The 22,464-nt window shown below is 40.7% G+C and carries 18 protein-coding genes and 1 pseudogene; 12 read left to right on the top strand and 7 right to left on the bottom strand.

What is annotated here, in order from left to right:
• Positions 1 to 27 precede the first annotated feature (27 nt).
• The 3 genes from L8106_RS13655 (at position 28) to L8106_RS13645 (ending at position 3,689) form a co-directional block, all read left to right on the top strand.
• A complete protein-coding gene (locus L8106_RS13655; protein ID WP_009784909.1) occupies positions 28 to 900 on the top strand; it encodes a sulfotransferase in 873 nt (290 codons plus the stop codon).
• A 241-nt stretch (positions 901 to 1,141) separates the two neighbouring features.
• Positions 1,142 to 2,020, top strand: coding sequence for a glycosyltransferase family 2 protein (locus tag L8106_RS13650; RefSeq protein ID WP_009784908.1), 879 nt, complete (start codon positions 1,142 to 1,144; stop codon positions 2,018 to 2,020).
• Complete coding sequence (locus L8106_RS13645) at positions 1,983 to 3,689, top strand: GMC oxidoreductase (RefSeq protein WP_009784907.1); 1,707 nt, start codon at positions 1,983 to 1,985, stop codon at positions 3,687 to 3,689. Before L8106_RS13650 ends, L8106_RS13645 begins: the two co-directional genes overlap by 38 nt.
• Before the next feature lie 73 nt (positions 3,690 to 3,762).
• Here L8106_RS13645 and L8106_RS33000 read toward each other — a convergent pair whose 3' ends face one another.
• The 5 genes and pseudogenes from L8106_RS33000 to L8106_RS13625 all read right to left on the bottom strand — a co-directional run bounded on the left by L8106_RS33000 (position 3,763) and on the right by L8106_RS13625 (position 10,972).
• Positions 3,763 to 5,541 (bottom strand): WD40 repeat domain-containing protein, encoded by a 1,779-nt coding sequence (locus tag L8106_RS33000; RefSeq protein ID WP_009784906.1) that lies wholly within the window; start codon positions 5,539 to 5,541, stop codon positions 3,763 to 3,765.
• 3 nt (positions 5,542 to 5,544) lie between these two features.
• Positions 5,545 to 5,805: pseudogene (locus L8106_RS34455) on the bottom strand (hypothetical protein); the annotation flags it as partial.
• A 53-nt stretch (positions 5,806 to 5,858) separates the two neighbouring features.
• Positions 5,859 to 8,441, bottom strand: a complete 2,583-nt coding sequence (locus L8106_RS32990; protein ID WP_009784905.1) for a CHAT domain-containing protein — start codon at positions 8,439 to 8,441, stop codon at positions 5,859 to 5,861.
• Entirely contained in the window at positions 8,407 to 9,420 is a 1,014-nt protein-coding gene (locus L8106_RS13630; protein WP_009784904.1) for a DUF1822 family protein, read from the bottom strand. Before L8106_RS13630 ends, L8106_RS32990 begins: the two co-directional genes overlap by 35 nt.
• A 16-nt stretch (positions 9,421 to 9,436) precedes the next feature.
• Complete coding sequence (locus L8106_RS13625) at positions 9,437 to 10,972, bottom strand: hypothetical protein (protein ID WP_009784903.1); 1,536 nt, start codon at positions 10,970 to 10,972, stop codon at positions 9,437 to 9,439.
• A gap of 123 nt (positions 10,973 to 11,095) precedes the next feature.
• Between L8106_RS13625 and L8106_RS32170 the strand changes: the two genes are divergently transcribed.
• Entirely contained in the window at positions 11,096 to 11,263 is a 168-nt protein-coding gene (locus L8106_RS32170; RefSeq protein WP_156803672.1) for a hypothetical protein, read from the top strand.
• Between the two features lie 21 nt (positions 11,264 to 11,284).
• Complete coding sequence (locus L8106_RS13620) at positions 11,285 to 11,551, top strand: hypothetical protein (RefSeq protein WP_009784902.1); 267 nt, start codon at positions 11,285 to 11,287, stop codon at positions 11,549 to 11,551.
• Between the two features lie 200 nt (positions 11,552 to 11,751).
• Here L8106_RS13620 and L8106_RS13615 read toward each other — a convergent pair whose 3' ends face one another.
• The gene (locus L8106_RS13615; RefSeq protein ID WP_009784901.1) at positions 11,752 to 12,825 is read right to left on the bottom strand and encodes an AI-2E family transporter; all 1,074 of its coding nucleotides are present in this window, start codon (positions 12,823 to 12,825) and stop codon (positions 11,752 to 11,754) included.
• Positions 12,826 to 13,086: 261 nt separating this feature from the next.
• Between L8106_RS13615 and L8106_RS13610 the strand changes: the two genes are divergently transcribed.
• The 6 genes from L8106_RS13610 to L8106_RS13585 all read left to right on the top strand — a co-directional run bounded on the left by L8106_RS13610 (position 13,087) and on the right by L8106_RS13585 (position 19,250).
• Positions 13,087 to 13,389: an RNA-binding protein gene (locus L8106_RS13610; protein ID WP_009784900.1), complete on the top strand. Its 303-nt coding sequence runs from the start codon at positions 13,087 to 13,089 to the stop codon at positions 13,387 to 13,389.
• Positions 13,390 to 13,570: 181 nt separating this feature from the next.
• Complete coding sequence (locus L8106_RS13605) at positions 13,571 to 15,172, top strand: B12-binding domain-containing radical SAM protein (protein WP_009784899.1); 1,602 nt, start codon at positions 13,571 to 13,573, stop codon at positions 15,170 to 15,172.
• Between the two features lie 203 nt (positions 15,173 to 15,375).
• Positions 15,376 to 16,017, top strand: a complete 642-nt coding sequence (locus tag L8106_RS13600) for a hypothetical protein (RefSeq protein ID WP_009784898.1) — start codon at positions 15,376 to 15,378, stop codon at positions 16,015 to 16,017.
• 59 nt (positions 16,018 to 16,076) lie between these two features.
• A complete protein-coding gene (locus L8106_RS13595) occupies positions 16,077 to 16,973 on the top strand; it encodes a pentapeptide repeat-containing protein (RefSeq protein ID WP_009784897.1) in 897 nt (298 codons plus the stop codon).
• Between the two features lie 141 nt (positions 16,974 to 17,114).
• The gene (locus L8106_RS13590; protein ID WP_009784896.1) at positions 17,115 to 18,857 is read left to right on the top strand and encodes a trypsin-like peptidase domain-containing protein; all 1,743 of its coding nucleotides are present in this window, start codon (positions 17,115 to 17,117) and stop codon (positions 18,855 to 18,857) included.
• Positions 18,858 to 19,052: 195 nt separating this feature from the next.
• The gene (locus L8106_RS13585; RefSeq protein ID WP_009784895.1) at positions 19,053 to 19,250 is read left to right on the top strand and encodes a hypothetical protein; all 198 of its coding nucleotides are present in this window, start codon (positions 19,053 to 19,055) and stop codon (positions 19,248 to 19,250) included.
• Positions 19,251 to 19,466: 216 nt separating this feature from the next.
• Here L8106_RS13585 and L8106_RS13580 read toward each other — a convergent pair whose 3' ends face one another.
• Positions 19,467 to 21,650 (bottom strand): tetratricopeptide repeat protein, encoded by a 2,184-nt coding sequence (locus L8106_RS13580; protein WP_009784894.1) that lies wholly within the window; start codon positions 21,648 to 21,650, stop codon positions 19,467 to 19,469.
• Between the two features lie 355 nt (positions 21,651 to 22,005).
• Between L8106_RS13580 and L8106_RS13575 the strand changes: the two genes are divergently transcribed.
• Positions 22,006 to 22,464, top strand: a 459-nt coding sequence (locus tag L8106_RS13575; RefSeq protein ID WP_009784893.1) for a glycoside hydrolase family 108 protein, incomplete at its 3' end; no start/stop codon positions are given.

Here is a 22,464-nt window from a genome sequence, read left to right as displayed (position 1 = left end):
ATTTATAACACAAATACGGAGAAATTAATGTTGTTAGAACTTCTGCTTAAAAATAAAAAGCTTAAAAAACTTCCCTGGTTGCTTCAACTTAGTCTGGCTCATGGGGCAACTCTAGGAACTAGCGCTCAATTTGCTGACGAGTTTGCAGAGGTAGAAACCTACTGTACATTTATTGGCTATTCCCGAAGCGGACATAGTTTAGTAGCAGCTTTACTTGATGCCCATCCCCATATTGTCATGGCTCACGAACTGCGTGCGGTCAAGTATGTCAATTATGGCTTTGGGCGAAATGCCCTCTATTATCTACTATTTCAAATGACTAAAGTTAGAGGACATTCTTGGATGCGTGGGGGCGGATACACCTACAATGTACCGGGTCAATGGCAAGGTTCTTTTGAAAAGATTCGGGTGATTGGCGATAAGCATGGTGAGTTTACGGTTTGTACCCTCGCTGACAACCCAAAGTTACTTAAAAAGCTGCGAGATGTGGTCAAAGTACCAGTACGATTTATTCATGTTGTCCGTAATCCATTTGATAACATCGCAACGATGGCACTGAGGAAAGCAAAGCAGAATTCGTTGGATATTCGGGGAACTATAGATCGCTATTTTAGTGTTTGTGAATCGGTTATGAAGGTGACAGCAATGGTTGATCGAGTAGATCTATACGATCTTCGTCAAGAAGATTTTATTGAAGATCCGAAAGGGCAACTTCGTGACCTATGTCTCTGGTTGGGAGTAGAGCCATCATTAGATTATTTAGAGGCTTGTGCAAGCATCGTTTTTGAGTCGCCGCATAAAAGCAGATCTAAAATAGAATGGAGCGAAGATTTAAAGCAAGAGGTTGAAAGTAAAATGCGCTCGTTCCCGTTTCTGGAAGGATATACTTTTGAAAATTAGAAAATAAAAAATCCATGATAACTATGCGCTTAAAAAGGATAAAACTGGCTCCTGGATATCACGAATTTTCCCTAAAAATGCTTTACTGCTGTCTTTTTTCGGGAGTATACAGTGCCAATTTTTCTTTGAAAGAAGGCGTCTTTTCCTTCGTTCAGGTCAAGTCTTTCCACTTTCAAGTTGACTCCGAGCAATCAACGAGCCGCCGTCTCTTTTTTCAACCTCGTAAGTGGGAGGTCAAGCCATGAATAATCCCCGGATCAGTATTATTATTCCAACACATAATCGACCTCATTTATTACCGAGAGCGGTTCAGAGTGCGCTTAATCAAACCTACCCAGATTTAGAAGTAATTGTGGTCGATGATGCTTCACAAGAACGTGCAGATCTCCCAGATGATCCAAGATTACGAGTCATTTTTTTAGAAAAGAACATAGGCGGCGCGGGGGCGCGAAATGTGGGAACTAAGGCAGCTTTAGGACGCTGGGTGACTTACTTAGATGACGATGATTATCTACTGCCTCACATGGTAGAAGTTTCTCTGTCAACATTGCAAACAACAACCGCTAATCCTCCTGTTGCGGTCGTTTCGGGACTTCAAAAAGTAGATGAGGCGGGTAAAGTGATTGCCACACGCATTCCCCCCACCGTTTGTCAGAAAGGAAGCCATTTCTTTTTAGAAACCCCAGAACCAGGACGTTCTTTCCACACCAAACAAACCCTAGTTGTGGAACGGGATCTGGTTTTAAAAATTGGGGGATGGGACGAAACCTTTCGCTCTCGGGTTCATTCTGAATTCTTTTTACGACTAAATCCCCAATGTACTCTGATAGGTTTACCGAGCGTAACTTATCATCTCCTCTCTCATACTACTGATCGAGTATCAGGCAATCAACAGCTACGACAAGAAAGCTTTTATCGTTTGATTCAAAAACATCAGGATGTCTTTAGGAACCATCCTAAAATGTTTGCTGAGTTTGTCTACAAACACGCAGTAACATCCTCTGAAATCGGACAGAATAAAGCCGCTTTTAATCATTACCTTTGGGCTTTTAAACTTCATCCCGCTCACACCTTTTTTCTGAGTGCTTGGTCTGCTTTTTCTCAACTATCAAGAAGCTAAAAAAGCTATTTTTAACGGCTTAAAATTATTCTTGATTATCTTTTATCTTCATAAACAAGACATAGGAGCTTACATGATTCTCGACATTTTAGAACTTGATGAACAAACGACATTAAAAGGTCAAGTAATTGTTCTTGGCTCCGGCATTGCGGGGGCTGAAGTGTCAACCCATCTCGCCCGTCATGGCCGGGATGTAATCTTAGTTGAAAGTGGACGCGATCGCTTTGATCCCGCGATTCAAGCCTTAAACGATGTGATATTTCTGGGGAAACGCCACCGCGAGTTAAATCCGAATACATATTACCATCGATACTTACCTCCTGAGCTACGGGGAGTCAGTCGGGTACGTCAGTTTGGGGGAACCAGTAACGTCTGGACGGGGAAATGGAAATATCTACAGCCTTCTGACTTCGACGGAAGAGATTGGATACCCAACAGTGATTGGCCGATAGACTTTACCGATCTTTTAGAACATTATCGTTCTGCTGCCAAAGATTATGGATTTGGTGATTTAGAGGCCGAAGCGGTACGCCCTGAAATCTTGGAACTTCGAGCTAAAATTGCAGCCTATGGCTTGAAAATGAGCAGTTTTTATTGGGAGAAAACCCCTACCCGCACAGCAATCCGTTTTGGGGAAGAAATGCGTCGTTCGCCTAATCTACAAGTGATTCAAGGTGCGACAGCAACGGAGTTAAAACTCGATCCTTCAGGCCAGCGAGTGACTGCGGTGGTTTGTCGCTCTCTCGAAGGTCGAGAAATCTTGGTTGAGGGTAATGTCATTGTTCTTGCTACTGGGGCGTTGGAAGCAGCACGTCTGTTATTGGCATCTAACCGCCAAATTCCCGAGGGTATCGGTAATACTCATGATCTGGTTGGTCGTTTCTACACCGATCACCCGAAACATCATACTGGCACCCTCTTGCCGGGTCATCTGACTCGACAATACGCCCACGAGTTGCAATATGCGCCCAAACCTCGGTTTTGTATTTGTTTTGCTTTAGATGATGATACTCAGCGCGAACACCAGCTTCTCGAACACGTCTTATACATTAAGCCAATCTACGAAAAACTAACAGACCGACTCAAACGAATCATTCAACGTCGGCCGATTTGCAAGGATAATAACGGAGTGGTGGCTACATACCAAGTCAAGTTTGTGACGGAGCAACTTCCCCAAAAAGATAGCCGTCTTAAGCTCGGTACTGAACTGGATGCCCTTGGTGAACGAAAATTAGAGGTTGACTGGTGCTTTACTGAGCATGATCATCGTTCTATGAAGAAAACCTTAGAATTATTGACCCAACGTTTTACTGATGTTGGTATTGGCACATTTGAGTTTGGGGATGATCCGCCCTGTATAGATAATATGACCGACGCCGCCCACCAAATGGGAACAACGCGCATGGGTAGCTGTCCTGAAGAGGGGGTGGTTGATATTAATTGTCGGGTGTTTGGCACGGATAATCTTTATGTCGCTAGTTCTGCCGTCTTCCCAACTGGGCCTTCCTATTCTCCTACTTTTACTATCTTAGCTCTCGCCCGTCGTCTTGGTCAGCATTTGCTCAAGCAGACAACGTTTAAATCAGTTGATTGTCTTAATATAGCTTCTGTAAATGACTCTCATACAACTTTGGTGACTGATGGGGTGACAAAGAGACTAGAAGATTGACTCAATAAAGTTGCTTGAATCAATTTTTCCCCAGGTAATAATGATTTTTGATTCGAGTTCTGGTGTCTAGATCTTAATCATTTTTTAGATTAAAAGCATCACAAATAGAGCGATCGCTTTGACTCATCTGAGGATAATTGTGCAAATAATTTTGCACCCAAGCACATCCTTGATGTAACAGTTGATCTTGATCCAAAACTTGGGGGATATTCCACAGAATCACACTTTGATCTTCACTAGCGGTCGCCAACGTTTGACCATCAGAACTAAACGCAACTTTCCGAACCGGGCCATTGTGACCGTTGAGAGTGGAAAGCAAGACCCCTTGATTGTCCCAGAGTTTCACGGTTCCATCTTGACTCGCGGACGCTAGGGTTTGACCATCGGGACTAAATGCGATACCCAAAACTTCAGCATCGTGGCTATTGAGGGTGTGGACTAACCTCGGGGGTTGATTCGCCTGCAATTTCCAAAGTTTAACCGTTTGGTCTTCACTACCTGTTGCTAACATTTGACCATCGGGACTAAACGCCACAGTCTTCACTCCCCCTTGATGGGCCTCCAACGTGGCTAACAAAACACCGTTAACATCCCAAAGTTTAACGATTCCCCCCCGACTTGAGGCTGCTATCGTTTGACCATCGGGACTCAAAACGACATCCCAAACCTCTGTGTCAAAACCGTTGAGAGTTTTTAAGACAATCGGGGGATTCTTTGGGGACAGTTGCCACAATTTCACCGTTTTATCGGAACTCGCGGAAACCATCATTTGACTATCGGGACTGAAAGCAACAGCGTAAACCAAATCTTGATGGTCTGTTAAAGTCGTGCGTAGCGTTCCGTCAGCATTCCAGAGTTTAATCGTTCTATCCCAACTCGCCGAAGCCAGGGTTTGACCATCAGGACTAAATGCGACCCCACTCACCTCAGCAGTATGACCTTTCAAGGTTGAACGTAAACTGCCGTCTGGGTTCCAGAGTTTCACCGTTTTGTCACGACTGGCGGTGGCAATCGTCCGGCTATCCCCACTCCAGGCAACGCCCCAAACCTCGTCCGCAGAAACTCTCAACCGTGTCAGTAGGCTGTTGTGAAGCATCCAGAGTCTCACGGTTTTGTCGCCACTAGCCGAAACCAAAGTTTGACCATCGGGACTAAAGGCCACTTTCCAAACTTCATTGTCATGCCCAATCAGGGTATTTTGCAAGCTGCCGTCGCGGTTCCAGAGTTTAATCGTTTGGTCGCCACTGGTTGAAGCTAAGGTCTGACCATCGGGACTGAACGCCACGGCATACACTTGATCATTATGCCCTATCAGGGTATTTTGCAAGCTACCATCGCGGTTCCAGAGTTTGACAGTACCATCAAAACTCGCTGAGGCAATGGTTTGACCGTCGGGGCTGAAGACGACTCCACAGACTCCCGCCCGATGGCCGTTGAGGGTGGTTTGTAAAACTGGGGTTTTCAGTGTCTTAATCGTCCAAAGTTTGAGGCTGTTGTCTTCACTAGCAGATGCTAAGGTTTGACCATCGGGGCTAAAGGCAACCCCTCGAACGGGGCCTTGATGACCTTTTAAAACACTGATTAAGGTGCCGTCAATCTTCCACAATTTAACGGTTTTATCTCGACTTGCTGAGGCAATGGTTTGACCATCGGGGCTAAAAGCAACCCCATAAACTTCTGCATCATGGGCGTTTATTGTGGTTCGTAAACTGCCATCAATATTCCACAATTTAACAGTTTTGTCTCGACTTGCTGAAGCAATAGTTTGACCATCGGGGCTAAAAGTAACCGCATAAACTTCGAGTTGATGACCGTTGAGAGTGGTGCGTAAACTGCCATCAAGATTCCACAATTTTACCGTTTTATCAGAACTCGCTGAGGCAATGGTTTGACCATCCCGACTGATGGCAACTTGCCAAACCCAATCTTGATGTCCGACTAAACGGTTAGATTCTACTACACCATAAAGGGATTGATTTAAAACTTGTTTGACTCTATTTTTGAGAGTGGGATTTTTGACCGTAACTTGTTGTAATTTTTGCTGGGCGCGTAGGGCTTCAACTAACGCATCTAATTGATGGTTTGAAGTAAATAAGGATTGAGAATATTGAGTAATTGCTCGGATTTCGTTCGTGAGTGAATTTTGCCATTGTCCGACTGCTACTGTTGCTAAACTACGGCTAAAAATAAACCTCCACTTAATCCAGAAAGGGTTAGTTTTCGGCGTTGCTTTTTTTGTTGAGTTTCACTATCGCGCAAAGCGATACTTTTTTCAATAAAATATTGATCACTTGAACTTAATTCTTGAGGGCGTTGCTGTTGCCAATATTCAGCATCGGCGAGTAGTTTTCCCCGTAACAATGCACCTGCATCATGATCGCTTTTTTCCCATTGATGAAATAGGGTGCGTAACTGTTCTTGCCAGGAGCGAAAGTCTCCATCTAGTTTTATCCACTGTTCTAGTCGTTGCCAATTTTTGATTAGGGCTTCGTGAACGATTTCGACAGTTTCTTCTGCGGTAATTTCGTTACGGTTTGTCACTACTAAACGGGCAGAAGCCAGATGAGTTACAATATCCCAATTTTCGGGGTTTATTTCATCACAAGTGGCAATTCTACGACTAAAATCGGTTCCTTCTCCGGGTTGAACTAACTGTAAAAATATTCGTTGTGTTCTGAGTTTATCGCTTAAATCAAGTTGATTATAAATTCCTTCAGCGTGTCGAGCCAGTGCTTTTTCTACGCCTCCAATTTCTTCATAGGCTTCATGGGTTAGCCAGCCTTGTTGTTGTTGCGGCCAAAGTTCTGTTAAGGCAAATTCTAATAAGGGTAAACGACCGGGTTCTAAGGTGGCTTCAATTAGTTTTTCAGTGAGTCCAGCTTCGAGTTGAACCTGCATTTTATCAGCAGGCTTTTCGATAACGGTTTGTAATTCTTCTCGACTCATTGGACCGAGGTTATAAACTGAACCTTGCAAAGCATCACTTAAGGGCCGATAAGATAAAGCATGACTATAAAAATCAGCTCGTAATGTTACAATTAGAGAGAAGCGAGGAACTAGACTAATGACAGTTAATAATCCGTCTAAAAAAGCTTGACGTTCTGCGTCGCTGGTTTGGGTATACAGTTCTTCAAATTGATCAATAATTAAGGCAATTCGTCGATGGAGAAAGTTTTGAAGATAGCGATAGATAATTTCTGCTAAAGCGTGTTTATCTTGCTTGAGTTCAACGGCGAGTTCAAGTTCGAGTAAACGATGATGATAGGGTTGATCTTGAGTGGTATTATTTGAGGGTTTCCAGTGAATCGCCTGAATTAATGCAACTGCTAAAGCTTCAATCGGATTTTGACCCGGACGGATAGAAATAATTTGCCATTGTTGAGTGATATCTTGGCGAAGTTGAGGTACTAATCCTGCAAAGACTACGCTTGATTTTCCACTTCCACTCGCCCCAACTACAGCAACTAAGGGATTATTTTTAACAGCAGAAACTAAGGTTTCAGTAAAGGTTTCTCGCCCGAAAAATAAGTCGGTGTCTTCTTCGCTAAAAGCAAATAAACCCCGGTAAGGACAAGGTGGACTTCCCCCTAATTGTAACCAAGTAGGAGCCTGAACTGAGGGATTTTGACAAATAATCGGTAAACCCGAAGCACCTGGAAATTCATTTTCGAGGGTTTGGAGTTGAAAACGGGCTTGTTGAACCGAGCGATAAAAAGAGAGTCGTTGAATAGCAAAAGTCTCTAAAAAATGCCTTAAAAATTCCTGGGCGACATAATTGGGTACGGGTTCGCGCATGACAATTACAGTCGGAATATGCAAATGTTCTAAAGCTTTGGCGAGTCCTAAACCGTCACAAGAATTAAAAATTGCCAGTTTTAATCCATTAAAAATAGCTTTCTGGAGAGTTGTTGAAAGTTCCTCTAAAGTGAGGTTATTATCTGTAGGATGGTCGTTGAGATAAATGCGCCCGGTTTGGCTTTTGGTTTGACTATGACCTGCAAAAAAGAGAATATCCCAACCTCGACTATCTGCGAGATGTGTTTCAAATTCTTGACGAGTGGGATTAATTAAAAACTGGGGTTCTGCATCAATTAAATTTTGCAGAATTTTCCGTTCCGTTGTTAAATCAATTCCTCGACTATTACCAAAAACAGCTAAGATTCTAACGGCAGTTTTTGTAGAGTTAACTTGAGAAGATGCAGGAATGCGATATTCAGGTTGACTGAGGGCGAGTTCTGCGAGAGGATAATCCTGAAAAAATTCCCAATTTTGCCACGGAAGACGTCGTAAAATTTCATCTGGCGTTTCGAGAATCACTCGAATTTCTTGGGTAGAGTTTAGATGAAAACGTAACTGTTTTTCGAGGTTAGAAAAAGATTCCGATTTTAGCCAAGAATTGAGTTGGGCTTGAAATTGATGATTTAATTCTTCAAAACTGACTTGGGAAACATTTGTCACCCCTCCAAGTTCAATTTCAAAATCGTCGTCGTCATCATCTTCTTCTTCACTCAAAGACAGTAAAGCATGACGCTGACACAGACTTTGATAAACAATTTTCCAGCTTTGATAGAGTTCAATTAAGGCTGGTTCTGGTGGTAAACTGGCGACAAATTGTGCTAAAACAGAAGACGTTTGATTGCGAATTTGTACACAAATACTCGGAAAACCGACGTGTAAATTCCCCATACCCAACGACAACACAACCACTTGGCTGAGTTCAGATTTCAAATTCTTCTCTAATTCGGGTATCATTCCAACTGACCTCAATAATAAATTTTTGTCCAGATTTTCCTGTAAAAGGATTAAGTTGGATATAGTTGTCGTGGCTACGGGAAGTGACTTCTTGACATATTTTACCTGCTTTTGATTGCCAAGTCAATTGCACAGAAGGTGGTAAATATTCATCATTTACAGTGGGATGAAGTTGCACTAAAACTCGTGTTTTTTCATCGGGTTTTGGGGTGACTGTTACTAACATTATAAAGCGGCGACTATTTAACTGCATCCCCAGATTAATCAGCTTTCCCCGTTTGATTTCTTCAGAGACACAGCGAGTATTAAAAGACAAACTCAGTTCGGGAGAAACTAAAGCTTCGAGGGGTTGCCAAGCCGACTCAAAAACATTCTTAAGCCACTCATAAATTTTGGCACAGTTGGAAGATTCAGGCGCTACTTCTGGTTCCAAATTAAACTGTATAAAGTTACAGTAAAACAATAAATGATTGGGTTCAATATCAAATAGATCTAGTGGGATAAAATGATTTATTTCTGATGATTTACAAGGATAACGATCAGTGATTGTTAAAAGTTTTTCCTGAGAAATCGAACCTCTAAACAGCATTTCTTCTTCTTCTTCCATCACTTCAGCCACAACATAAAAGTCAGCCAAACGTTTAGGTTGAATAAAAATCTCTTGAGGCAAAGAAATAAATTCATCGAGTACGTGTTCAACAGCAATAATACCAATCTTGAATTTTCCAAACTGAAAATAACCAATTTTTTCTTGGCTAGAATTAAGATTTTGATGAATTTTTCCGGGAGACAAGCGTTCAGTAAACCATCGTTCCAAACCTAATAATGCTAACGCATTTAAGTAAGTTTGCCATTGCTTTTCTTCTTCCATTATAGGATTACTGACAATCATCGCCTGTTCAAAATCCTCACATTCTAGCGTGATAACTTCTGAGACCATGAATTTTAAATCTTTTGTAAGGTTTTGATTTCCTGACATGACAAACTCCAATTAGCTAGATAAGTTGACTAAGATAAGCACGTAAATATTCAGCGTAAATACTTTTGAAAGAACGGTTTTTTCCAGTTCTCATTTCTTCAGTCGCATTCTGAAAAACTTCCTGATCTGCGAAAGCTTCAACCGCTTGTATGATTGTGTTTAAATAATCCGGTTTTGGCGGAATTGAAGTCAAACCCATTTTTTGAGCTTTTTTTAAGACTTCTTCCAGAAGATTTTGAACTGTCATCGTGCGAATTTTATTTAAAAGTTCACCCGGATTTAAAATTCTTCTGGTTTGATCCCAACTTGTCATTCCCAATACAGGAGCAATTTCTTTAAGGGACATTCCTTGATTATAATAAAGTTGTAAACCCGGAATAAATTGAGAAGCTTTCTCCGCATATTTTCGACTTTTTTTGAGTTTGTGAATCTTGTGCTGAACTTCTTTTTGAATGGCTTGGCTTAAAATTTTACTCAGTTTTTGATGTAAAAAATCAACGATTTCCTGTTGTTCAATTTCGATTTGAGGTTCATACTCTTGTTGAATATCAGGGCGGATTTCATACTGATTCTTATCTTGATTATAGACCTCTAGACATTCTCGGTTACTCCAAACTTCATATTGTCTGAGTTGTTTTGCAACTTGCTTGAGATCTTTAAAAACAAGAGCTTCACTGCTAATAATTACCTGATGTTCTTGAAGTTTACTTAACATTTCTTGCAGTTGCTCAGGAGATGGATCAGGACATTTTCTAGCTCCTTTTGATTGTTGACGGCGATCGCGACGATAAACCTGATGAAAAGCTTCTACTAACAGGCGATCACGAGTTGAAAGAAGTTCAAGTTGTGTAGAACGAGTTCGATTTAACAACGCCCAATCACTAATTTTTTGAAATCCATAATCAGATAAAAAATTCTTAATGTCTGGATGTTGTTTCGTTTTAAAATAAACCCAATTTTTCAAACTCATGTTTGTAGGATGATCAGCCTGGAAACTTTGTAAGATTTCCACCGAAAAAAATGGAAAACTATTAAGCTTAAGACTCCCATTTTTTTGCAAAATCAATTGAGTTTTTTGGTCTTGATCTAGCACAATAAAATGCTGACCATCATCGTTGAGAACAAACGGTAATAAATCTCGGTATTTAAAACTGTGTCCTCCTCCAAATAAACGCTCAATTCTTTGACAAGCTCTCAAAATCGGTTCAGAAACTGCACAACGTAAGCAAAGTCCAGCTAAAGCACGAGTTTGTAAGTCTATTTCTATATTTTGAGCTTTAAAATAACTCAAAAGTAGGGTTTCAAAAGACTCCTTAGACGAAGGTGAATGTTCTGATTTGAGCAGTTGTTGTTCTAAAAATTCTTGTGCTAATGTAATCCCATCAGTTTGATATCCAACCTTTTCACTAGCTGGATGAATTCGGAATATTTTGCAATATCTCGACAAAACACCCATAAACACAGCATTTCTATTTAAACTCATTGAGGTAGATGTTTGGCGGTTCTGGTGTGAATAAGATGCTATAACACCCCGACCTTTAAAATCAGGCATAACTTGAGGTTTCCTGCAACAAAAGGAGTACAAAGTAAGTTCAATTTTTGGGCTTTACTAATCTCCTTTAGGTTTCTAGACTATATTTGATCTCTAGATGTCAGCCTTTTAAGCTGATGCAGTTTGGAAAAACTTCTGAGCTATACGGATCTGAGTCATCCGGTGAGTGATCAACCGATCAGCCCTTTTCGGAAATTCATCACTGCATTAACCCATGATCTCAACCTCTATCTAGCAGACGGTAGAAAAATTCAACTTTCTGCGACAACTCAGTGCATCAGAGCGATCTGATCACCAGGAGATTGAGATATTATGAACATCCTACCGTCAATTCTCTCTTTTTTGAATTGGTATTTTCAACCTGCCGAGAAGGTTTTGACAACCCACTCACCCACGAGTTCACCTGTTGAGTCACCCCAGAAAATTGAGGGAAAAATCATCCCAGACCCCAGTGATCTTCAAGATCCCATTCAAATTAAACCTGACAATTTCTATGACCCTCGATTTCTGCCCAATTTTGCCAGTGATAATTTCAACGATTTGAGTCGTTATCATGCAATAAAACCGCATTTGAAGTGAACTTAATTTCTACACTTTAGAGACATTAAATTCTCCAAAAATTGATGATCACTAAAATTTAGCACAAGCATTTAATCCATTCTTGTGACTGTCTAAGATTGTTTTATTGTTGTTACCCAAAAACTCGGTTTAACTTTTCCTCCTCATCCCCTCTCCGAGAAGAAGAAGGGGAAGTTATGCTTGACTTCAAAAAAAATCAACTAAAATGATTCAATCTTTTCTAGCGAACTTGACTGTTCAATTTCTTCTAAACCCCGAATATTATCTGCAATTTTCTTGACTAAACTTGCAGTAGGAACCGCTAATAGCAAACCCAAAACTCCGGCAATTTTGACACCTGCTAATAGAGAAACAATCACTAAAGCTGGATTGAGTCCCGTAATTCCGCCAATCAACCGAGGGGCGATCACATTCTCATTAATTTGACCGATAATCAAAGCAATAGCTAAGACCTTTAGCCCCAAGAAAACATTATGCAATGCCAATAAGGTACTAATGACTAAAACAGCAAAAGTTCCCCCAAAAGGAATCAAACTTAATGAACCAATTCCAAATCCAAACAGCAACCAAAAAGGAATTTGAAAAATCAAAAAAGCGAAAGATAAAGCAATGCTGAGAATTAACGCTAAAATCGCTTGCCCAGAGTAATAGCCGCGAAAACTTTGTTGAATTGTGAGCTGTATTTGCTCACTCCATTCTCCCGGTAGCCAGCTTATTAATCCGTCCCAGAGTTTCTCCCCATTGAGAACTAAAAGAATGGTAAGTACAACCGTAACAATCAAATTTAAAGCACTATTAATCGTGTTTAATGTCAAGTCAATAATTTCAGCCGTCAGAGATTTTAAAGTTCGAGAAAGTTGACCACTAATCTGAGCAGTCAAATCACTTATATCCATCGGTAAATATTGGAGTATCGTCTGTTCATCGAGAGTATCCAACTGTTTTCGTCCTTCTTCTATCCAAGCGGGTAAACGATTCACAAATTCAATCAATTGTTGAAACACCAAAGGACTTAAAACAAAGATCAAAAATCCCAAGAACACAAGAGCCAGCAGAATCACTCCTGTAATTGCAAACCCTCGGGGTACACCTCGTTGTTCTAAAAAAACGATTGGATATTCGAGTAAAAAAGCAATCAGACTCGCGGTTAATACAATACCAGGAACAGGCTGTAGATACTTAAACAACAGCAAAAGAAACCAAGCATTAAGAAATAACAACGGAAAAGCTAAGGCGAGGTAAAACCAGCGAGGTAGTTTTTGAGTTGAATTCATAGATCTGCACAATGATAGGGGTACTGAAGTGATATCTTAATCTTTCTTTTATCCGTTTCATCCCGAATTTTGAGGGTCAAAACTGATCCCGTCCAAAATTGTCCATTATCCCATCGCTGAACTGCCCGTGTTACAATAGCTTTCGAGATTAGGCATAGGTTCTCGCTTCTGCTTTCAGTGCAAATTCATTGTTCTGTTTGATTAAACAGAGCTTGACATCCGAAATCTCTCTACATTTTCAGTATGACTTGGAGCTCATGTATGTCTATTTACGTTGGTAATCTCGCTTATGAGGTTACAGAGGAAGACTTGAAATCAGTATTTGCCGAATATGGTGCTGTACAGCGCGTGAGTATCCCTACTGACCGGGAAACAGGTCGCCCTCGGGGTTTTGCATTCGTAGAAATGGGAGCAGAGTCCGAAGAAGATGCTGCGATCGAAGCCTTAGATGGGGCTGAATGGATGGGCCGCGACCTGAAGGTAAATAAAGCCAAGCCGCGAGAAAATAAGGGTTCTTTTGGTGGAGGAAATCGTCAACGGGGCCGCTACTCCAATGATTATTGAGCTTTAAAATCTCAATTTTCACCCAATTCCTTAATTGATTAAATTTCAGGACAGGGAATATATTCTGTCCTGTTTTTGTTAGATTGACTTCGATTTCTGGTTTGACCCCAATACTTTTGGCTGATCAAACGTTAAGATTATCATTCCATATTAGCGTGGATTGTGGGAGGCTTTAAGAACAATGAAAGTTTTACTAATTTATCCCGTATTTCCAAAAACATTTTGGTCTTATGACAAAATTCTGGAGCTAGTGAACCGTAAGGTTTTATTGCCTCCCCTGGGACTGATTACAGTCGCGGCTATCTTACCTCAAGATTGGGATTTTACGTTAGTTGATCGCAATGTTCGCTCTGTTACTGAGGCTGAATGGGAAAGCGCAGATCTGGTCATTATCTCTGCAATGATCGTTCAGAAAAGTGATTTAATCTATCAAGTCAAAGCGGCAAAACAACGGGGTAAATTAGTTGCTGTTGGCGGCCCTTATCCCACCTCTGTACCCAAAGACGCTTTAGACGCTGGGGCTGATTTTCTCATTTTAGATGAGGGAGAAATGACACTTCCTTTATTTTTAGACGCTTTACAACGAGGCGAAACTTCGGGAGTCTTTCGATCCGAAGAAAAGCCCAATATTACCTTAACCCCCATTCCTCGTTATGACTTATTAGACCTTAGTGCTTATGATTCGATGTCCGTACAATTTTCGCGAGGATGTCCTTTTCAATGTGAGTTTTGTGATATTATTACTCTCTATGGTCGTAAACCCCGAACTAAATTACCCAGTCAACTTTTAAAAGAATTAGATTGTCTCTACGAACTCGGTTGGCGTCGAGGAATCTTTATGGTTGATGATAATTTTATTGGTAATAAACGCAATGTTAAATTGCTTTTAAAAGAACTCAAAGTTTGGCAAGCAGAGCATAAATATCCATTCCGATTTAATACCGAAGCATCTATTGATTTAGCCGCCGATGAAGAATTAATGGATTTGATGCTTCAATGTAACTTTGATGCTGTATTTTTGGGAATTGAAACGCCCGACGAAGATAGCTTAAAACTAACGAAAAAGTTTCAAAATACTCGCAGTTCTCTCAGCGATTCTATCGATAAAGTCATGCAGGTAGGATTGCGACCCATGGCTGGATTTATTATTGGGTTTGATGGCGAGAAACAAGGAGCAGGTGAGCGTGTAATTGAGTTTGTCGAACAAGCTGCAATTCCCACTGCTATGTTTGGGATGCTACAAGCGTTACCCAATACCGCATTATGGAATCGTTTAGAAATCGAAAATCGTTTACTGATTGACTCCAAACAAGATATTAATCAAACGACATTAATCAACTTTATTCCAACTCGTCCCATTGAAGAAATTGCTCAAGAATTTATCACCACTTTTTGGACACTCTACGAACCTGAACGTTACTTAGATCGCGTTTATCGCTGTTTCTTGAAACTGGCTCCCTCTCCTTGTAAAGCCCCTTTTAAAACTCCAGAGTTATCGGATTTAAAAGCGATCGCGATTGTTTTTTGGCGCCAGGGCTTTAAACGTCAGACCCGATGGAAATTTTGGCATCATTTATTCGGCATTCTCAAACACAATCCGGGTGTCTGGGAACATTATCTGACTATTTGCGCCCATAACGAACATTTCCTAGAATATCGTCAAGCTGTTCGGGAACAAATAGAAGCCCAACTCGCCGAATATATCGCCCTCATAAATGCCAAACTTGATCCCCACATAGAGGAAAAAACAGATGCTGAACTTTCTTTAGCAGAAACAGTTTAAACCCCACATCTATAACGCTGAAAAATTGTGTCAATCTGTGATATGTTTTTCGATCTTTAGGGGAAATAAATCTCCCAATACAGGCCAGACAGAAAGCAAAAAACCAATTTATTCTTGAGAGTGTAGATTATCGTTTTCTAGTCTGGCATAATGAATTTATAGTGATTTGATCATTAACAGCCCCCTAAACGGAGAGTTCAGTCTTGGGTGTAGAATTACGCAGTTATGTCTATCTAGACAATTTACAATCTCAACACGCCGCCTATATCGGAACAGTGGCGCTTGGATTTTTGCCCCTACCTGGGGATGCTTCTTTATGGATTGAAATTTCACCGGGAATTGAAATTAATCGCATTACCGATGTTGCACTCAAATCAACCTCCGTTCGTCCAGGTGTTCTATTTGTTGAACGTCTCTATGGACTATTAGAAATTCACTCTAGTCGTCAAGGCGATACTGTCACCGCCGGACGAGCAATTTTAGACGCTTTAGGAGTTGAAGAACGGGATCGTCTCAAACCCCGAGTTATATCCAGTCAAATTATTCGTAATATTGATCCCCATCAAGCCCAACTAATTAACCGAAATCGTCGTGGACAACTTTTGCTTTCGAGTCAAACCCTGTATGTTCTCGAAGTTGAACCCGCAGCCTATGCCGCTTTAGCCGCCAATGAAGCCGAAAAAGCAGCTTTAATTAATATCCTTCAAGTTCAAGCCGTTGGGAGTTTTGGACGGCTTTATCTCGGAGGGGAAGAACAAGATATTTTTGCAGGTTCTCAAGCCGCTTTAACCGCCTTAGAAAATGTTTCTGGTCGTTCTCGCGATAACGTTAACAAAAATGAATAAATATTCTCAACTCTGAGAAACAATTCCCCTGTTTTGATTGTCAATTTTAATAGCTCTGTATGGTTAATATCGAACATCTTGCCCTATTAAAACGAGGTGAAAATATTTGGACAGCTTGGAGAACCACTCACCCCGAAATCGAACCGGAGTTAGACGAAGCCAACCTCAGAGGCGTTAATCTTAAAGGAATTGACTTTAAATTAGCTCATCTCAAAGGTGCTAATCTTTCTCAAATTCAACTGATCGATGCTTGTTTATCTCAAGCCAATCTCAGCCATGCTAACTTATATCAAGCCCAACTTCAAAATGCAAATCTTCACCATGCAAATCTTACCGAAACTAACCTCAGCTATGCCAATTTAATTGGTGTTAATCTCAGTGAAGCAAACTTAATGAGTTCAAACTTAAGTTATAGTAATTTACAACAAGCAGATTTGAGTCAAGGGAATCTAATTAGTACCAATCTCAGCCATACTAACCTCAAACAAGTCGATTTGAGTAACGCTCAATTGAGACGAGCTAACTTAAGACAAGCCTGTTTATATCAAGCCACCGTTTGTCATGCTAATTTGAATCATGCAAACCTCCATCAAGCCGAGTTAATTGCCGCTTACCTTTATCGAGCTAACTTGTACAAAACAAATTTGATGGATGCTCATTTAAACGGGGCTTATCTATTTCATGCTCATCTGATCGAAGCCAATTTAATGCGGGCAGATTTTCGATTTAGTAACCTCAGTAAAGCCAATCTTTATCAAGCCGATGCTAGAGGGGCAAATTTTCGAGGTGCGAACTTGAGACAAGCCAACTTAGAAAAAGTAGACTTGAGTTATGCTAACCTAAGAGGAGCGAATCTACAAAATGCGAACTTAGAAGGTGCAAATCTCAACTCTGTAGACTTGAGTACAACAGAACTTCAGGGAGCGATTATGCCAACGGGAAACGTTCATCCGTGATTAGAAATCCATGTAAATTTGTCGTGTCAGTAGATTTATAGTATAAAACGGCTCGGTCAAATGGTCAATCGATTTCCGGATATCGTATCCCCGAAAACAGCAATTTTTTTGAACCTTTGAATTGCAAAATTGGATTTCAAAATGAGAAGCCCAAACCTGTTTAAAATCCTCTTTAAAAGCCTGAGTTTGACGGGACTCACTTTTACCTTTGTTCTCAGTCTTCCCGTCTGGAGTCAAGAAGCTGATCATCGATTTTCTGAACTTCCCCATCTTCCCCAACAGCTTGCATTAACCCCCACAGATATTAACAAAATTGCCAGTGATATTACTGTGCGAATTGAAGGGCCAAAAGGCGGATCAGGAGTGATTATTGAAAAGCAAGAAAATACCTACTATATCCTCACCAATTGGCACGTAGTTAGTCAAGCGGGGGATTATGAAATCATCACACCTGATGGTCAACGTCATTCAGTTTATTATAGCTTAATTCGTCAAATTCCCGGACTGGATCTCGCCGTTGTTCCGTTTCAAACTTCCCAAGGTTATCCCCTCGCCAAATTAACAAATTCAGACAGTGTTGATGAAGGAAGTGTGGTCTATGTTGCCGGATGGCCTCGTTCAGCTAGCACCTTGGGACATCGATTATTTTTGAGTACAAAAGGAACAGTAGAATATCGGCAAAAACCCCGCCAAGGATACACTTTAGTTTACAACAATTTAGTCAGAAGTGGAATGAGTGGCGGCCCTGTCTTAAATGAAGTAGGAGATGTTATTGGAATTAATGGTATTGTTCAACTCGGCGTTAATCCCGATCAAATTGTTTCCGCCGGAATCGAAATTAATCAGTTTTTAGCCTGGAGACAAGCCACAAGTTTACCTATTGTTCCTGAACGTTTAGAAGCGAAATCGTCTTCTTCTCCACCCCAAATAACACCCAATTTACCTCCAGCTACTCCAGCCAATCGCAGCATTGCAACTGGCGATCAAACTTATGCTTTAGCAACCAGTTTAGAGGAAAGTTCTGGAGAGATTTTATCTGTAGAAATTGTACCTCCTTATGCGATTAGTGGTAATAGTAATGGGAGTATTTCTGTTTGGAATTTAGCGACAGGTGGACTCCGAAAAACCTGGAAAGGTCATAATAGTTCTATTAATGAGATTGCTGTTAGTCCAAATGGTCAGATTTTAGCAACAGCGAGTGATGATGGTAGTATTAAACTCTGGGATTTAATGACAGCGATTAATACCGATACCCTGCCCTTATTATACACTTTAAAAGAACATTCAAATGCTGTTTTATCCGTAGAATTTAGTCCCGATGGTCGCAAACTTGCCAGTGGAAGTTGGGATAATCTGATTATGATTTGGGATACCCAAACCGGAGAATTATTAAATACTCTGATCGGACATTCTCAAATGGTTAGTGCGATTGCGATTAGTCCTGATGGTAAAATATTAGCTAGTGGAAGTAAAGATAATACGATTAAAATTTGGAATCTAGAAACAGGAGAATTGATTCACACATTAACAGGTCATGCTCTCCCCATTTTATCTTTAGCAATTAGTCCTGATGGTAAAATATTAGCCAGTGGAAGTGCAGATAGTACAATTGCTCTTTGGGAATTGCAAACTGCTCAACCTATTCGTCGAATGAGTGGTCATACTGATGGCGTTTGGTCAGTGGTAATTAGTGCGGATAATCGAACTTTAGTGAGTGGAAGTTGGGATAGAACGGTTAAACTTTGGGATCTACAAACAGGTGAATTAAAGGGTAATTTAACAGGTCATTCTAGCTATGTGAATACTGTTGATATCAGCCCCGATGAACAAACAATTGTTAGTGGGGGTTGGGATGGTCAGGTGAAAATCTGGAAAAAGCCTTAATTTATTTTTGATCTTGCTGTCAAAACAAATTTTATTCTCAATACATTAAATTTATATTGTAAAGTTTGTGTATTGTCGCCAATATTCTAAACAATAGTTATATGGTTTGTGATAAAGCTTTGTTATAACTCAGTTATAATAATAAGTACACTTAATCAAGGTATAGGCTTTTTCATACAGGAGATCGGATACAAAATGGGTGTTATACATGAGCTTGTCGAAAAAACGCTCGATACAGGATATCTAACTTTAGAGACTGAAAAACAGTTAAAAAAGCTTTTACAAACGACTAAATATGGTCGAGAGGACTTTGAAGCTTTTATTCAACTTCAAAATGCAGCCATTGATGGTTTAGTGAAGCAAGAATCGCGCGAGTTATTGCAAACTTTGTAGAGAAGTTTAATTCATAAAAGAGCAAACTTCTAACCCTTGTAATTGATCTGATTTAGTTTATTTGAAGAATTAACCTCAATCGGATAACCTGTTAAACTCATCTCCCCTAGCATCTCTCCTAAAAGCCTAAAAGGCAAGGCGAGAAATTTTAGGATGATTAAATCTCTAAAACTATTAATAACTTCTTATTCCCTTTAATATTGGTCAAGCTATCGCTTATTGGCGATCACTTAACAGTTTACCACAAATTTTATACAGATTTTCAGCAAATAAAGTTGGATTCCATAACGGCGCTAAACGGGTTGATTCTTTCGCCTGCATAAGCTGAGTTTGAACGGATTTTCTCAACTCAATATCTTCCCCAAACCGCACTCCCCAGTTAATATAATCTTCCCACGACTCTGCTATTCCGGCTTCTACACCGACTCCTTGTAGAAAAGAATAACCCATTCGGGATAAAAATTGTTCGCCTTTGCGAGTCACAACCGGAACTTCAAACCACAAGGCTTCTAAAGTGTGAGTTCCCCCATTATAAGGATAGGAATCTAACAATACATCCGCTAAAGCATACACCTGACGATGTTCTTCTTCGGTGGGAAATCGAGGAATAAACTTCACCCGATGTAGACTGACTCCAACGGCTTGACAAGCTTGTTCATAAGCACCTTGAAAAACAGCGACATCTCCGGCGGCTTTATGAATTAAAATACTATTAGGAACTTGTTTAAGAATGGCAACTTGCGCCTCTACTAATTCTCGGTTAAATTTGCGCCCAGGTGCGACACTCAGATAAATAACTTGATCTAAACCAATCCGATAAGCTTTGCGAAACTGTTCACGATTTACCGCCATTCTCTCAAATCCAGAAACGGCTACAAAACTATCAGGCATTCTAACTAACTGTTCAGTATAATACTGTTCGTATCCTTCGGAGTGAGTGTGCCAGTCACACAAAAAGTAATTTTTTTCGGAAAGATAAGGCGCATCAAATCCTAGCCAAGACAAACACACGGGGGCGGGTTGAGTATACAATATTTCGGTATGAATCGGCATACTAATCGCATCTAAATCGAGTAATATATCAATCTCATCCTGTCGAATTTCTTGGGTAATTTCGCTAGCATCGGGTAAGCCGTTTGGATAGCGTTTGGGTTCGTAGAGTTTGCGAGCAATCTGTTGAAATAGAGCCGTGCGATCATCAACTTTGGGTCGATCTGTAAAATAGAGATAAATCTCCGGTGTAATCTCAGATAATGCCCGAATAATATCCAAACTACACCAACCCACGGCATGACGATTAAAATGACTGGAAATAATCCCAATTTTTAATTTATTTTCTGGGGAAGGCTGAGAATATTCAAGAAAGTAAAGGCTGCGGTTGGCTTGGAGAATTTGTTCGATATAGCGTTGAGTGATTTTTTGAGTTAAACGAGAATTTTGGGTGATATTATCGCGCAAATAGGGTAAACTAAATAATAGATTAGAATACAGTGAACGAATTTCGATTTCTGTGGTGCGGTTGAAAGACTGATCGAGTTGAGATTCTAACTGCAAAAATTGATCTTTAGCGATTTGATTTAAACCCGAGACTTGATGGGTACTGATCGAATAAATCGCTGTCATAATCGGATCAGTCTCACTACACATTTGGCAATAGTGATTGACAGCCTGACGAGCTGCTGCTAAATTTGAAGAATCCCGAAAAATCCCACACAAATGCTGATGAGCCGGAACTAAATTCGGTTGGAGTTCCAAAGCCTTCTCAAAGTAGGAAAGGGCTTGCTTCGGTTCACCTCGATAGCGTAAAATCATCCCAATCTGACAGTAAGCTTCAGCGAGATTAGGATCAATGGCGATCGCATTTTGCCACGATTTCATCGCCTGATCTAATTTTCCGTTATAAGCAAACTTATTGCCTTGATTAAACAAAAAATTGGCGGTGGCGAGTTGAGGCTGGTATTCAACCGCTTTTTGTTCACAAATTTGGGCTTCTGCTTCGTTTCCCTGCTTTCGTAACGCTTGGGCTAAATTCCAATACACCTCAGCAAAATCGGGCTTCAGAGAGAGGGCTTGACGATAACAAGTCATCGCCTGATCGAGCAACCCTTGCTTGTAAAACATACTACCTAAATTGGTATGAGCTTGTGGTAAATTGGGATCGAGTTCTAAAGCCTGGGTGTAGGAACGAATCGCCGCATCGAGCAAACCTTGAGCTTGTCGGACATTTCCTAACGTCACATAAGCCGGCGCCCAAGTGGGTTGTAACAAAATCGCTTGCTCACAATTGGCGATCGCCAGCGCAAACTGTCCCTGAGCATAACTAATTTCAGCCTGTAGAGTCAAGGCTTCAGGGGTATTAGAATGAGGGTCAGCCGAGGAGGAACTGAAATCAGGAGACATCAATACAGTCTGGATCAGGGGTCAAAAAGAAGTTTAACTGGAATTGGGTTCACCTGACCAGATCTGAGTTGAAAATCATTGTTCCGGTTTCCTATATTTTCCCCGTAGAACCGCCAAATATAGCACTACACGAATATATTAGGACATTTCTAAATCCTAAAACCCCGACCTAGTATACTGTTCCCTGATCCGGCGTTCCCTGTTCCCTAGCGCGTAGTGCTATATATGGTCAAATGTCTCGTCTTCTGTTATGTTAGGCGAGAGTTTCACAGGTTTTTTAGCCTGTACCAGCCAATTATCCGGTTGGATGAACTGAACACCCAACACTTTACCCATTGAAGCCCAAAGAGTTGCTATGAACTGGATCAAAACCAACGGCCGAAAACCGCTTAAATCGAAACTAATTCGCGCTATCGTGTTGTTAAGCTTAACCTTAGCTGTGCCTTTAGGTCGCTTGGGTGTAGCACAAGCTCAAAATAACTACGAAAAACGCTTATTTGATGCAGCTTTAGGGTTTACGCTGTATTTTGAAGGTGGGTTTAGTGATCATCCCGCTGATTTGGGGGGTCGAACCTATCGAGGAATTATCCAAACTGAATATAATGCTTATCGGTCTAGACGGGGTTTACCACCGCTTGATGTTGCACAAATGTCGGAAGTTGAACTGTTAGAAATTTATCAGGGATATTGGGATGCTTCTCAATCTGGTAAAATGCACCCGGCTTTGGCGATTGTGATGTTTGATACTGCGGTGAATTTTGGCATTCAAAACTCGATTACTTTTCTTCAACAAGCTTTAGGTTTACCGCAAACA

It is taken from the genome of Lyngbya sp. PCC 8106 (assembly GCF_000169095.1).
GTDB lineage: Bacteria > Cyanobacteriota > Cyanobacteriia > Cyanobacteriales > Microcoleaceae > Capilliphycus.
The sequence above is the reverse complement of the archived record's forward strand: the minus strand, read 5'-3'. Positions and strand labels throughout refer to the sequence as shown.